This is a genomic window from Planctomonas sp. JC2975 (assembly GCF_012985205.1).
GTDB lineage: Bacteria > Actinomycetota > Actinomycetes > Actinomycetales > Microbacteriaceae > Humibacter.
On sequence record NZ_JABEKS010000001.1, the window covers coordinates 414206 to 426874 of the forward strand.

At 67.8% G+C, this 12669-nt stretch carries 12 protein-coding genes; 4 read left to right on the forward strand and 8 right to left on the reverse strand.

Annotated elements, in window-relative coordinates; translation table 11 throughout:
- Position 1: 1 nt before the first annotated feature.
- Genes HII28_RS01925 through dut form a run of 3 tightly spaced genes read right to left on the reverse strand, consistent with a single transcriptional unit; the run spans position 2 to position 1850 of the window.
- Positions 2–796: a DUF3159 domain-containing protein gene (locus HII28_RS01925; RefSeq protein ID WP_346769147.1), complete on the reverse strand. Its 795-nt coding sequence runs from the start codon at positions 794–796 to the stop codon at positions 2–4.
- Entirely contained in the window at positions 793–1395 is a 603-nt protein-coding gene (locus HII28_RS01930; protein WP_170023869.1) for a DUF3710 domain-containing protein, read from the reverse strand. Before HII28_RS01930 ends, HII28_RS01925 begins: the two co-directional genes overlap by 4 nt.
- Entirely contained in the window at positions 1392–1850 is a 459-nt protein-coding gene (dut, locus tag HII28_RS01935; protein ID WP_170023870.1) for a dUTP diphosphatase, read from the reverse strand. Before dut ends, HII28_RS01930 begins: the two co-directional genes overlap by 4 nt.
- A 38-nt stretch (positions 1851–1888) precedes the next feature.
- Between dut and HII28_RS01940 the strand changes: the two genes are divergently transcribed.
- Positions 1889–2347 carry a DUF3093 domain-containing protein gene (locus HII28_RS01940; RefSeq protein ID WP_170023871.1) on the forward strand — a complete coding sequence of 153 codons (459 nt, stop codon included), beginning with the start codon at positions 1889–1891 and terminating at the stop codon, positions 2345–2347.
- Positions 2348–2439: 92 nt separating this feature from the next.
- Here the strand turns inward: HII28_RS01940 and HII28_RS01945 are convergent, their stop codons facing one another.
- Positions 2440–2733, reverse strand: a complete 294-nt coding sequence (locus HII28_RS01945) for a DUF4193 domain-containing protein (RefSeq protein WP_170023872.1) — start codon at positions 2731–2733, stop codon at positions 2440–2442.
- Between the two features lie 213 nt (positions 2734–2946).
- Here HII28_RS01945 and sepH point away from each other — a divergent pair, with 213 nt between their 5' ends.
- Complete coding sequence (gene sepH / locus HII28_RS01950) at positions 2947–3999, forward strand: septation protein SepH (RefSeq protein ID WP_170023873.1); 1053 nt, start codon at positions 2947–2949, stop codon at positions 3997–3999.
- A 64-nt stretch (positions 4000–4063) separates the two neighbouring features.
- On the opposite strand, the gene HII28_RS01955 is transcribed toward sepH, so the two are convergent.
- The gene (locus HII28_RS01955) at positions 4064–5200 is read right to left on the reverse strand and encodes an alkaline phosphatase family protein (RefSeq protein ID WP_170025907.1); all 1137 of its coding nucleotides are present in this window, start codon (positions 5198–5200) and stop codon (positions 4064–4066) included.
- Between the two features lie 98 nt (positions 5201–5298).
- On the opposite strand from HII28_RS01955, the gene HII28_RS01960 reads away from it, so the two are divergent.
- Positions 5299–7794 (forward strand): DNA topoisomerase IV subunit A, encoded by a 2496-nt coding sequence (locus HII28_RS01960; RefSeq protein WP_170023874.1) that lies wholly within the window; start codon positions 5299–5301, stop codon positions 7792–7794.
- Positions 7795–7886: 92 nt separating this feature from the next.
- Here HII28_RS01960 and HII28_RS01965 read toward each other — a convergent pair whose 3' ends face one another.
- The gene (locus HII28_RS01965; RefSeq protein WP_170023875.1) at positions 7887–9971 is read right to left on the reverse strand and encodes a DNA topoisomerase IV subunit B; all 2085 of its coding nucleotides are present in this window, start codon (positions 9969–9971) and stop codon (positions 7887–7889) included.
- A 257-nt stretch (positions 9972–10228) separates the two neighbouring features.
- Between HII28_RS01965 and HII28_RS01970 the strand changes: the two genes are divergently transcribed.
- Positions 10229–10471: a hypothetical protein gene (locus HII28_RS01970; protein WP_170023876.1), complete on the forward strand. Its 243-nt coding sequence runs from the start codon at positions 10229–10231 to the stop codon at positions 10469–10471.
- A 63-nt stretch (positions 10472–10534) separates the two neighbouring features.
- On the opposite strand, the gene HII28_RS01975 is transcribed toward HII28_RS01970, so the two are convergent.
- Positions 10535–11587 (reverse strand): alanine racemase, encoded by a 1053-nt coding sequence (locus tag HII28_RS01975; RefSeq protein WP_170023877.1) that lies wholly within the window; start codon positions 11585–11587, stop codon positions 10535–10537.
- Positions 11584–12618 (reverse strand): alanine racemase C-terminal domain-containing protein, encoded by a 1035-nt coding sequence (locus HII28_RS20590; RefSeq protein ID WP_170023878.1) that lies wholly within the window; start codon positions 12616–12618, stop codon positions 11584–11586. The genes HII28_RS01975 and HII28_RS20590 overlap by 4 nt, the downstream gene beginning before the upstream one ends.
- Between the last annotated feature and the right edge of the window lie 51 nt (positions 12619–12669).

Consider the following 12669-nt stretch of genomic DNA (forward strand, 5'->3'; position numbering starts at 1 on the left):
TTCAGTCCGCTGACGCCTGCTCGGGCTTCTTCGGCGGGTAGATCGCCCGCGCGACGAGCCACGACACCAGCACCAGCGAAGCGTAGAGCGGAAGGCCCATCAGCAGCTTCGTGAAGCCGAGCGCAACGGTGAGTCCCGCGAAGTAGAGCGGCAGCTGGACCGCGAGCCGGCCGACGAAGAGCCCGAGCCAGCACGCGGTGAGGACCTGCATGGCGCGCAGCTTGCGTCGATCCTGCCGCCACGCGATCCCATCGCCCATCAGGTAGCCGATGACGAGGCCCAGGAGCGGCCACCTCACGAGCATCGAGATGAGCACGGCCAGCGCGTAGCCGGCGTCGATGAAGAATCCGAGGAGGAAGTTGTTGGCGGCGTTGCCCGTGAGCAGAGCGAGGATCGCCGACGCGGCGACACCGATCAGGCCCGCGACGGCCTGGGTGACCTGGCTCTTGCCGATGATGCGCACGAGCGTGAAGACGAGCGCGACGAGAACCGAGGCGCCAAGCGAAACGGGCATCGCCCACTGCTGCGCCCACGGCTGTTGGATGCTCGTGAGCACCGTGAACGGAATCAGGAAGACAAGACCGGGAAGGATGGTCTCGCACAGGCCCCGCACGCCGCCCATCGCCGCGAAGAGCGCTTTGCCCGTCGGCGTCTCCTCGTCTGCGAGGGCGCCGAGCCCCGACTGGCCGGCGGCCTGTGCGATCGCCTGCTCCCACCCGGGTGCGCGCTGGTCGGTGCCGGACTCCTTCGAGTCGGATGCCGCGCGCTGCGGCACGGGTCGCTCGTCGTTGCTCACGTGTCGCTCGGTGTGGCCGGCATCCGCAGCGGGATGAGGTCACGCGGCGGCATCGGCTGACCGCCGCGCACGACGACGACGCTGCGGAAGAGGTCTTCGACCTCGACAGCGGCCTTCGCGTCGATGGCTCCGTCACCGGCGATGACGCCGCGCAGGAACCAGCGCGGCCCGTCAACGCCGATGAAGCGCGCGATCCGGGTCTCACCAGGAACGCCAGGCTGGGCGACAGGGATCTCCGCGACGAGCTCCGGCCCGAACGGACCCTGGCGTTCACTCGTGCGTCCACCCTGTCGCTGGATCTGATCGGCGATCTGGGCGCGGATCTCGTGCCAGAGTCCCGTCGAGCGCGGAGCGGCGAACGGCTGGACCTGCAGCGTGGAGCCTGCGTAGTCGAGTCCGACGGCGACGACTCGGCCGGTCTCCTCCTCCACTTCCAGGCGGAGCTGGAGGCCGTCGCGCGGCAGCACCTTGACGCCGCCGAGGTCGATGTACGGGCGAACCGGGTTGGCTTCGCTGTCGTCGAAGGGGCCTTCGGTCTCCCGGTCCTCGGGTGCCGACTTCTCCCATTCGTCGGGGGCGATGTCGCCTGTGTCGCTCACGGGTTGTCTCCTGACTGAAGTGCTGTGTATCCGGTGGAGCCGAATCCGCCCTCGCCGCGAACGCTCTCCGGAAGCGTTGCCACCGGCACGAATGCGGCCCTGGTCACCGGCATGACGACCAGCTGGGCGATGCGGTCGCCGGCCGCGATCGTGTACGGCTCAGCGGCATCCGTGTTGAGCAGCGTCACGCGGATCTCGCCCCGGTATCCGGCATCGACGGTGCCGGGCGCGTTGACGATCGTGATGCCGTGACGTGCGGCCAGGCCACTGCGCGGGACCACGAATGCGGCATACCCCTCTGGAAGGGCGATCGCCACGCCGGTGCCCACCGTCGCGCGCTCGCCGGGGGCCAGCGTGATGGCATCCCGCGAGCACAGGTCGGCGCCCGCGTCGTCGTGATGGGCGTACCGAGGGGGCTCGGCCGCCGTGGTCAGCACGTCGACGGATTCGGTCACGTGTCGAGGGTAGTGCAGAACTCTGGTCGAATAGACCCATGACCGTGTACCGAGAGCGGCTGTGGGCCGCCCCCTGGCTTTTCGTCGCGACAGCACTCGTGATCCCCGCCAGCATCATCGTGTTCGCGCCGATCAACATGACCGCCGGCATCATCGTGGCCATCGTGCTCTACGCGGCATGCGTGGTCAGCCTGATCCTCGGATCGCCGACGATCGAGCTCACCTCCGACGAGTTGCACGCCGGCCGGGCGCACATCGAGCGGAGCTATCTCGGCATGGCGGAGGCCTTCGACGGATCCGAGGCGAGTCTGCAGCGGGGACGGCTGCTGGACGCCCGTGCATGGCTCCTCATCCGCGGCTGGGCCAGCGGAGTCGTTCGCGTTGCGATCCTCGATCAGGACGACCCGACGCCGTACTGGCTGCTCTCGAGCAGGCATCCCACCGAGCTCGCCCGCGCACTCAACGACAGGGCGGGCGGTGATCTGCCTTCGGCATGACGACAATGCCGGCGGCGTTCCGCTGCCGGCTTAACGACAGAGCCGGCGACAATCCGTCGCCGGCTCTTTCTTACTTTGTGATCCTGATGACGTCAGGCCGCGCACTCCACACAGATCGGTCCCAGCTTCGTCTCGTGGTCGATCTGCGAGCGATGCTTCACGAGGAAGCAGCTCACACACGTGAACTCGTCGGCTTGCGGGGGAAGCACGACGACGTCGAGATCGAGGTCGGAGAGGTCGGCGCCGGGCAGCTCGAATCCACCGGGATTGTCGGCATCGTCGACGTCGACCACCCCGGACATCTTGTCCGGGACTCGCTCCTTCAGAGCCTCGATCGACTCGGAGTCGTCGTCGGTCTTCCGCGGCGCGTCGTAATCGGTTGCCATGCCCATCCACTTCTTGATTGACTGCGTACCGAAGAAATCGGCGGGCATAGTTTGCACCAGGCGCCCTGGAATAGCAAACAAGCCCTCAGGTTCTTCGGATCTTGCGACTGCCCACCCATCAACTCGCGGCGCGCCCCGGTTATTCCCGGGGAATCCCGTTCGCGCATGGCAAGGTGGGGGACGAACGCAACCAGGTCGAAAGAGGCGTTTCGCATGCAGGATTTGAAGGTCATCGGCGTCGAGAACGGCGCACTGCTCGCCGCGAACGACAGTGGTGAACGATTCCGCATCGCCATCGACGAGATGTTGCAGTCCAGGCTCCGTCAGCTCAAGCCGGAGCCCGTCAACGGGCCGAAGGTGTCGCCGCGCGAGATTCAGGCGCACATCCGCTCCGGCATGTCCGCGGACGAGGTCGCTGCGCTCACCGGCGCGGCGATCGGCTATGTGGAGCGCTTCGAGGGCCCCATCATCGCCGAGCGGGAGCACATCGTGTCGTCGGCACTCTCGGTTCCCGTGCGTACAGGCGCCGACATCGACCCGCTCAGCGAGGGATCGACGTTCGGCTCGGTGATCCGCGACCGGCTGGCATCCATCGGTGCTTCCGGCGAGCGGTGGACGAGCTGGAAGGAACCGGAGTCGGGCTGGCTCGTGAAGCTGACGTTCACCGCCGACGACGTCGACCACGATGCACGCTGGAGCTTCGAACCGCGGAAGCTCGCGCTCGCACCGACCAACACCGATGCGCACACCCTCTCTCAGCAGGGCGAGCTTCAGACCGGTCTAATCCCCCGGTTGCGTGCCGTGACGCCGATGGTGCCCGTTCCAGAGGAATCGAAGTTCGACAGCGGGGCTTTCGCATTCGACGATGCGCCGCAGGCCGCCGTCCGCTCCGAGCCTCCCTTCGGACGAACGCCCCAGAACATCAACAACGGCATCACCATCCAGGCCATCAAGCGTGCCGACGACGACGAGCCGCGCGACGTGCACCAGACGGCGGATCTGCTGGAAGCGCTGCGGAAGCGCCGTGGGGAGCGCGAGGCCGCCGGCCTGCGGGACTCGCAGCCTCAGGCGGTCGACATCCCACTGGATGCCTTCGAGGCGCCCGAGCCGGCCGCACCGGTGCTCCCCCAGGCTCCTGCACCCTCAGCCGCCAACGAACGGCAGACGCAGACAGGTCCCGTTCGAGGCTCGAAGCGCGGACGCAAGTCGATGCCGAGCTGGGACGAGATCGTGTTCGGTGCGCGCACCGACGACGACCTCGCCTGAGAGTTCCGGCAGAGACGTCTCTTTCCATGGGCGCCCTGCAGAGGCGCTGTCAAAGGGGCCAGGACTATTCGAATGCGCCCAGACGGACGAGCGGCACCTTCTGCTCCTCGGGCGTGAGCGACCCGTGCTGTCCGACCATGCGTCGCGACTTGGCGTTCTCCGGTTTCGAGTCGTAGTACGCGATCCGCGCCCGTGCGGCGACCAGTACGTTGCCGATGCGCGGCGCCACGGCGGCGTCGACCTCGGGTCCGAACCAGCCGGCCTCGATGGCCTCCGCCCTGGAGGCCACCCACGAGCGATGTCCCTCCGCGTCGCGCCACGCAGCGGCGAGGGCGGCTTCGTCGTCGTTCGTCGAGCCGGCCGGCAGGTAGAGCTGGAGCATCCGCGGGTCTCCCCCTACGTGCGCCACTCCGTCCGTCAGTTCGGGCACGCTGTCGTACAGCACATGCGACGACGACGGCACGTCGAGGATGCCGTGGTCGGCCGTGACGAATGCTCCTTCGCCCGAGCGAAGTGTGCGGGCGAGCATCGACATCACCGAATCGAGCTCTTCGAGGGCTATCAGCCACGACGTGGACTCGGATCCCTCGGCGTGCGCCGCGACGTCCAGTTCGGGCACGTACAGGTAGACGAGCCGCTTGCCGCCGCGATCGAACAGCTCTCGTACGAGCTCCACCCGACGCTCCATGCTGCTCGCGCCGATGTACTCCGCACCGCGCAGCACTGCTGCCGTGTACGACGACGACCGATATCGTTCAGGACCGACGGCGTAGGCCGACACCCCGAGGGGCGCAGCCTGCTCGAAGACCGTCTCGCAAAGCTGCCAGGTCGCAGGTGGCGGCGATCCGGTCCATCCGCTCAGGTGGTTGAAGACGCGGTCCGTATCCGGGTCGAATCCGCGGTAGCCGACGATTCCGTGCTCGCCTGGCATCCGTCCCGTGCAGAGAGTGGCGATGGCGGATGCCGTGGTGGTCGGCGATCCGCTGTCGATCGTGGACGACTTCGTGAGACGCAGACCGAGGAAGCGCGCGTGTCCGGATCGTGCGCGAAGGGCTTGCGCCCCCAGGCCGTCCACGAGCACAACGACGGCCCTCTGGACCTCCGGGATCGGGATGGTCGGACGCGTGCCCGTCATTGCGGCAAGACAACTGCTCAGAACGTCGGCCAGGCTCGTCTTCGACGGGAATCCGGCCGGTAGCATTGTCCCCACTTGGCCAGTCTGACACACCCGAGTCGACTGGGATCCGTCGTCGGGTCGGCGTGGGACAACCCGTCGCGGACCCCCGTGAGATTGCACGAATGAGCGCAGCAGACAACCGCAGATCCAGCCGAACACCCGCCGCGGAGTCGGCCACTCCCGAGCGCATCGAAGACATCGACGTCTCCGCCGAGATGCAGAGCTCGTACCTCGAGTACGCCTACTCGGTCATCTATTCGCGCGCGCTCCCGGATGCCAGAGACGGGCTCAAACCCGTGCAGCGGCGCATCCTCTACCAGATGAGCGAGATGGGCCTCCGTCCGGATCGCGCCCACGTGAAATCCGCCCGCGTCACGGGCGAAGTAATGGGCAAGCTCCACCCGCACGGCGACGCAGCGATCTACGACGCCCTGGTGCGCATGGCGCAGGACTTCACGCTGCGGCTTCCGCTCATCGACGGTCACGGCAACTTCGGCTCGCTCGACGACGGGCCCGCCGCCGCGCGGTACACGGAGGTGCGGTTGGCTCCTGCATCGCTGACGATGACCGACGGGCTCGACGAGGACGAGGTCGACTTCGTCCCGAACTACGACAACCAGCTCATGCAGCCGGACGTGCTGCCTTCGGCCATCCCGAACCTGCTCGTGAACGGTGCGAGCGGCATCGCCGTCGGCATGGCGACCAACATGGCCCCGCACAACCTCGTGGAGGTGGTCGGAGCCGCGCGGCACCTGCTCGTGAACCCCGAGGCATCCCTCGACGAGCTCATGGAGTTCGTGCCGGGACCGGACCTTCCTGGCGGCGGCATCATCGTCGGACTCGACGGGGTGAAGGATGCCTACATCTCCGGCCGAGGCACGTTCCGCACTCGCGCGAAGGTCACCGTCGAGCCGATCACCGCGCGCAAGACCGGACTCGTGGTCACGGAGTTGCCATATCTCGTGGGTCCCGAGAAGGTGATCGAGAAGATCAAGGACGGCGTCAACGCCAAGAAGCTCGCCGGCATCTCCGACGTCACCGATCTCAGCGACCGCAGCAGAGGTCTGCGCCTCGTCATCGGCATCAAGACGGGATTCAGCCCGCAGGCGGTCCTCGAGCAGCTGTACCGCTTCACGCCGCTCGAGGACGGCTTCTCGATCAACAACGTCGCCCTCGTCGACGGCAATCCGCGCACGCTCGGCCTGCGCGAGATGCTGCGGGTGTACCTCGACCACCGCATCGAGGTCGTGACGCGCAGGTCGAAGTACAGGCTCGCCCGCAAGCGCGAGCGTCTGCACCTGGTCGAGGGCTTGTTGATCGCCATCCTCGACATCGACGAGGTCATTCAGGTCATCCGCACGAGCGACGACTCCGACCAGGCGCGAAGCCGTCTGATGCAGGTCTTCGATCTCAGCCAGGTGCAGTCCGAGTACATCCTCGAGCTGCGCCTGCGCCGGCTGACGAAGTTCTCTCGGATCGAGCTGGAGACCGAGCGCGACACCCTCATGGCGGAGATCGCAGAGCTCGAGGAGATCCTCGCCAGCGATGCGCGCATCGAGGCCGTCGTGTCGGATGAACTCGACGCGGTGGCGGAGAAGTACGGCACGCCGCGGCGCACTCTCCTCACGTCGGCGCGTCCGTCTCGCGCCACGACGGGGGCCAGGGCATCCGCAGCTGTTCTCGAGGTGGCCGACGTTCCGTGCCGCGTCTACCTCTCATCGACGGGACGCTTGGTTCGCGTGGACCTCGAGCCGGATGCCGATGGCGTCGCTCCGCGCATCACTCCCCCGACCCGACGCAGCAAGCACGACGCGATCGCGTGGTCGATCGCCACCACCAGCCGCACCGAGATCGGTGCCGTGACCAACCGCGGACGCATCGTCAAGATCACGCCGGTCGACCTGCCGGCGGTTCCGGCGAACTCCGTGCAACTCGCGGCCGGCGTGCGCGCGTCGGATTACGTCGGTCTCACCGACAAGGGCGAGCACGTGCTGGCGCTCGTGGCGTCCGATTCCGCTGTCCCGCTCACGCTCGGCACCGCGCAGGGCGTCGTCAAGCGGCTCATCCGCGGTGATTGGGCGAACAAGCCGGAGTTCGAGGTGATCGCTCTGAAGCCGGGTGACGTCGTCGTCGGCGCATGCGAGGCATCCGACACCGACGAGCTGGTCTTCGTGACGACGGATGCCCAGCTGTTGCGGTTCGCGGCGTCGAGCGTCCGTCCCCAGGGCCGCGGCGCAGGCGGTATGGCGGGCATCAAGCTGAGCGAGGGTGTAACGGCCGTCTACTTCGGCGCGGTGTCGCAGGAAGCGGCCGCGTCCGCTGTGGTGGTCACCATCGCGACCAGCGCGGACACGATCGCCGGAACCAACCCGGGCGCGGGCAAGGTCTCCGAGTTCGCGGAATTCCCGCCGAAGGGACGTGCGACGGGCGGTGTCCGTGCGCAGCGGTTCCTCAAGGGAGAGGACCAGCTGGCACTGGCCTGGGTCGGAGCGGCGCCCGCTCTGGCCGTCTCGGGCGACGGCACGACTCGCACCCTCCCCGAGGCCGGGGCGAAGCGTGACGCGTCGGGTACGCCGCTGGACGGCGTGATCGGCGCCATCGGCGGGCCCGTTCGCTGACAAGGACTGTGCCCGGACCTAGGTCCGGGCACAGTCCGATCTCTCTGAAACGGCCGCGTACTCCGGCCGAGGGTGGCGTGGCCGCACCAGGATCAGGCGTCGATGCGCTCGCGGCTCAGCTGGTCGCTTCCCGAGATGATGAATTCCTTGCGCGGCGCCACGTCGTTGCCCATCAGCATCTCGAACACCTCCGCCGCGCGCTCCGCGTCGTCGAGGCGTACTCGGCGCAGCAGTCGGTGCGTGCGGTCCATGGTCGTGGTGGCCAGCTGGTCGGCGTCCATCTCGCCAAGGCCCTTGTACCGCTGCGGCGGCTCCTGCCAGCGGCGTCCGGCCTTCTTGAGGTTGCCGAGCACGGCGTGCAGTTCCTTGTCCGAGTACGTGTAGATCGTCTCGTTCGGCTTCGATCCCGGATTGATCGCGATCACGCGGTGCAGCGGCGGCACAGCCGCGAACACGCGGCCCGCCTCGATCATCGGCCGCATGTAGCGGAAGAACAGGGTCAGAAGCAGCGTGCGGATGTGCGCGCCGTCGACATCCGCATCGCTCATGATGATGACCTTGCCGTAGCGGGCGGCGTCGATGTCGAAGCTGCGCCCGGAACCGGCACCGATGACCTGGATGATGGACGCGCACTCGGTGTTCGACAGCATGTCGGAGACCGACGCCTTCTGCACGTTGAGGATCTTGCCTCGGATCGGCAGCAGTGCCTGGTGCTCGCTGTCCCGCGCCCGTCGCGCGGTCCCGAGTGCGGAGTCGCCCTCCACGATGAACAGCTCGCTATTGGCCACGTCGGTGGACCGGCAGTCGACCAGCTTCGCGGGCAGCGACGACGTCTCGAGCGCGTTCTTGCGCCGCTGGGTCTCTTTGTGCGCCCGCGCCGAGATGCGGGACTTCATCTCGGAGACCACTTTGTCGAGCAGCAGAGCCGACTGGGCCTTGTCGTCGCGCTTGGGCGACGAGAAGCGCGACGCGAGCCCGTCCGCCACGACCTTCGCGACGATCGCCCGCACGGCAGGAGTGCCGAGGACTTCCTTCGTCTGTCCCTCGAACTGCGGCTCGGGAAGGCGAACGGTCAGCACGCCGGTGAGCCCTGCGAGTATGTCGTCCTTCTCCAGCTTCTCGCTCGCGGTCACCTTGAGTCGACGGGCGTTCTGCTCAACCTGCTGGCGGAAGAACTTCATCAGGCCCTGGTCGAAGCCGGTCTGGTGGCTTCCACCCTTCGGCGTGGCGATGATGTTGACGAACGTGCGGAAGACGGTGTCGTACCCGGTGCCCCAGCGCAGCGCGACGTCCACCTCGCATTCGCGCTGCACCTCGGTGGGCAGCATGGCGCCGTGCTCGTTGAGCACGGGAACGGTCTCGACGAAGGATCCGGATCCGGTGAGCCGCCACGTCTCCGTGATGGCCGTGTCGGGCGCGAGGTAGTCCGCGAACTCGCTGATGCCTCCCTCGTAGAGGAAGTCGGTGCGCTCGGGGACGTCCAGGCGGGCATCCGTGAGCCCGATCGTCAGACCCGGAACGAGGAACGCGGTCTGGCGGGCGCGCCCGATGAGGTCGTCGGCGCTGAACTCCACGTTCTTGCCGAAGATCTGACGGTCGGCCCAGTAGCGGATGCGCGTGCCCGTCACGCCCTTGGCCACCTTGCCGACGACGCGCAGCTCGCTGCCCGACTCGAACGGAGAGAAGGCGGAATTCGGGCTGGGCTCGCCCTTGTCGGCGAACACGCCCGGCTCGCCGCGATGGAACGACATCGCCCAGGTCTTGCCGTCGCGATCCACCTCGACGTCCAGGCGCTCGGACAACGCGTTGACAACCGAGGCGCCCACACCGTGAAGGCCGCCGGACGACGAGTACGACCCGGATCCGAATTTGCCGCCTGCGTGCAGCTTGGTGAAGACCACCTCGACGCCGGAGAGCCCTGTCTTGGGCTCGATGTCGACGGGAATGCCGCGCGCCGTGTCGCGCACCTCGATGCTCTCGTCCGGGTGGAGCAGAACCTCGATGTCGGTCCCGAACCCGGCCAGCGCCTCATCGACGGAGTTGTCGATGATCTCCCAGAGGCAGTGCATGAGGCCGCGCGCGTCCGTTGATCCGATGTACATGCCGGGACGCTTGCGCACGGCCTCCAGTCCCTCGAGGACCGAAAGGTGTCTGGCGGAGTAGTCGTTCGTCGCCACGGAATCTCCTGTCGTGCAATCGGTGCGCTTCGGGTGCGTCCACGTGTCTGGAGGGCGTGTGTCATCCGGACCGTCTTTCAGACTATCGAGGTGACATGGTCGCGCCGGCCACCGACACCCTCCGCTGGGAGACACCTGGCCTTTCGCATACGCGCACAGCGAAATGCGGTGCATTCGGGCATACCTGCAATGCCGACGTGCTTGTATGGAATGCAAGTACTCGTAAAGGGTTCGGGTTTTCCAGAAAGGAGCTCAGCATGTCGAACTACGCAGGCCATGTCGCCACCCCCGGTGCCGACGAGCTCCCCTCGGGCCCCGCGCTCACGGCGGCTGACCGCTGTGACGCGTGCGGCGCTCAGGCTTACGTGCGGGTGACCGTGAACGGCAGCGAGTTGCTGTTCTGCGCCCACCACGCCAAGAAGCATCACGAGAAGCTCTCGAGCATCGCCACCAACTGGCATGACGAGACGGACCGCCTGTTCGAGGATCAGCGCGCCTGACCCTCTCTCGCAACCAATCGTCCGAAGCCCCATCGCGTCAGCGGTGGGGCTTCGTCGTGGTGGTCAGCGATAGATGCGCGGGATCCGCCTGTCCACCTTCAGCACGACCTCCTCGCCGATGGTGTCGATGAGCTCCGCCCACTCGGTGGCCGTCGGTTCGCCGACATCCCCTGGCCCGAAGACCGCGACGTCGTCACCCACGAGCACGTCTTCGTCGGCGGCGATCGTCATCCAGTCGGTGCCGATCTGTTGAACCAGACGGCCGCGACCTTTCACGCCGACCCGCCCACGACCGGCCGCGATGCTGGGCACGCCATGCCATGCGCCGAGCGGCAGCACGGCGCAGTCGCCGCGTCGCTCGACCACATGAGTGCGCAGCGACATGACGGGGCTGATTCCGAGCTCCTCCTCGTGCGGTCCTCCGGCCGGCGAGATGCCGTAGACGAACGCGCCGACCCTGACCATGTCGTAGCGGAACTCCGCGCGAAGGAAGGACGCAGCACTGGCTGCGAGGTGGCGATATTCCGGGGCGAGCCCCGCTGCCTCGGCGCCGGCGAGGGCGAGGTCGAAGCGGCGTCGTGCTTCGTCGTCGTCATCGTCTGAGGCCTCCGAGATGTGGCTCCACACGCCGTCGACGAGGATGCGGCCCTCATCCTGGAGCTCGGCGGCACGGGCCACGAATGCGCCCCAGTCCTCACCCCTGACGCCGTTGCGGTTGAGCCCGGTGTCGATCTTGAGGTGCACGCGGACCGGCTGCGCCGTCGCGGCCGACGCCGCAGCCTCCAGCACGGATCTGTCGCCGATCCCGAGGTCGACGCCGGCATCCGCCGCCGCGGCGAGGTCGTCGCGGGCGCTCAGCAGCCAGGCGAAGGTGCGCACGCCGGGATCCACGATTCCGCGGATGTGCAGCGCCGTCTCGACGTCGAGCGCCCCGATCCAGCGCACGCCTTGCGCGACCGCCCGAGGGACGAGTACATCGGATCCGTGTCCGTACGCGTCGTTCTTGACGACGAACATGGTCTCCGCCGGTGCGACGCGCGAGCGGACCGCCGTGAGATTGGCATCGAACCGCGCAAGGTCGACGACGGCATACGTCTGCGGGAGGGGTTCGCTCATCGGGTGTAGCTCCGTGCCACTCGAGGGCCGATGCCGGCAGCCAACTCGACGGGGTCGAGCCCCGTGATGGCGGACCAGTCGGCGACCACTGGTTCATCCGCTCCCTGGTCGCCGAGGAATACCGCCTCGTCCCCTGCCTTCGCCGGCAGGTCCCCCAGGTCGATCACGACCACGTCCATGGCGACTCGGCCGATGACGCGTGCGCGCCCGCCGTTCAGCGCCACGGTCGCGTGATTGCCGATGCTGCGCGGAATCCCGTCGGCGTATCCGCACGTGACGAGCGCGATCGTGCCGTCCGACGGCGCGCGGTAGATGTATCCGTACGACACGCCCTCCCCTTCGGCGATGCGCTTCACCGTGACGACCTGTCCGGACAAGCGCGCGACGGAGGCACCGGTCGGCGTTCCGTCGCGCAGCGGGATGCCGTACAGTCCTCGCCCAACGCGCACGTAGTCGTCATCGGCGCCGTACCCGTCGAGGACCCCGCGTGTGCCGTGCACATGGCGTGGCACTCCGGGGACCAGTTCGGCCGCAGTCTCGAGAGCGGCGGAAGCGGCGGACGGGGATGTCGCGCCATCCGTCACACCCATCACGGCGTCCACTCGTGGTGCGACGTCCGCTATCGCCTCGAACGCGTCGCGGTCGTGCGGTGAGATCCCCCTGCTGACGTCACCGCACGCGACGACGACATGGATGCCGTCCGCTCCCCTGGCGGCCGCGGCCTCGGCTTCGGCAACCGTGCCGGCCGCGACGGAGACCCCGAGAGCATCGACGTGTCCACCGGTCGGGCGCAGCGCGAGCGTCGGCGTGTCGATCCCGGCGGCGCGGAGTCGCAACGCCTCATCGAAGTCGGCGACGGCGAGCATCGCGGCTCCTGCTGCAGCGCACTCGCGTGCAACGGGAACGAGCCCGAGACCATAGCCGTCGTGATCGATCCGCGCGATGAGCGCGCGAGAGGACGACCGGTAGCGACGCACGTTCTGCGCGAGTCTGTCGAGCCGGACAGCGAGTCGGCGGGAGTCTTCGGTCACGGCATCGTGCTCCTAGGGTGTGTCCGGCAATACGGGGGTGCCGCTGTGCGC

Excerpts from the sequence above, each read along its gene's own strand:
- HII28_RS01940 (WP_170023871.1), top strand. The coding sequence starts at position 1,889 with ATGACCGTGTACCGAGAGCGGCTGTGGGCCGCCCCCTGGCTTTTCGTC.
- HII28_RS01945 (WP_170023872.1), bottom strand. The coding sequence starts at position 2,733 with ATGGCAACCGATTACGACGCGCCGCGGAAGACCGACGACGACTCCGAG.
- sepH (WP_170023873.1), top strand. The coding sequence starts at position 2,947 with ATGCAGGATTTGAAGGTCATCGGCGTCGAGAACGGCGCACTGCTCGCC.
- HII28_RS01955 (WP_170025907.1), bottom strand. The coding sequence starts at position 5,200 with ATGCTACCGGCCGGATTCCCGTCGAAGACGAGCCTGGCCGACGTTCTG.
- HII28_RS01960 (WP_170023874.1), top strand. The coding sequence starts at position 5,299 with ATGAGCGCAGCAGACAACCGCAGATCCAGCCGAACACCCGCCGCGGAG.
- HII28_RS01970 (WP_170023876.1), top strand. The coding sequence starts at position 10,229 with ATGTCGAACTACGCAGGCCATGTCGCCACCCCCGGTGCCGACGAGCTC.
- HII28_RS01975 (WP_170023877.1), bottom strand. The coding sequence starts at position 11,587 with ATGAGCGAACCCCTCCCGCAGACGTATGCCGTCGTCGACCTTGCGCGG.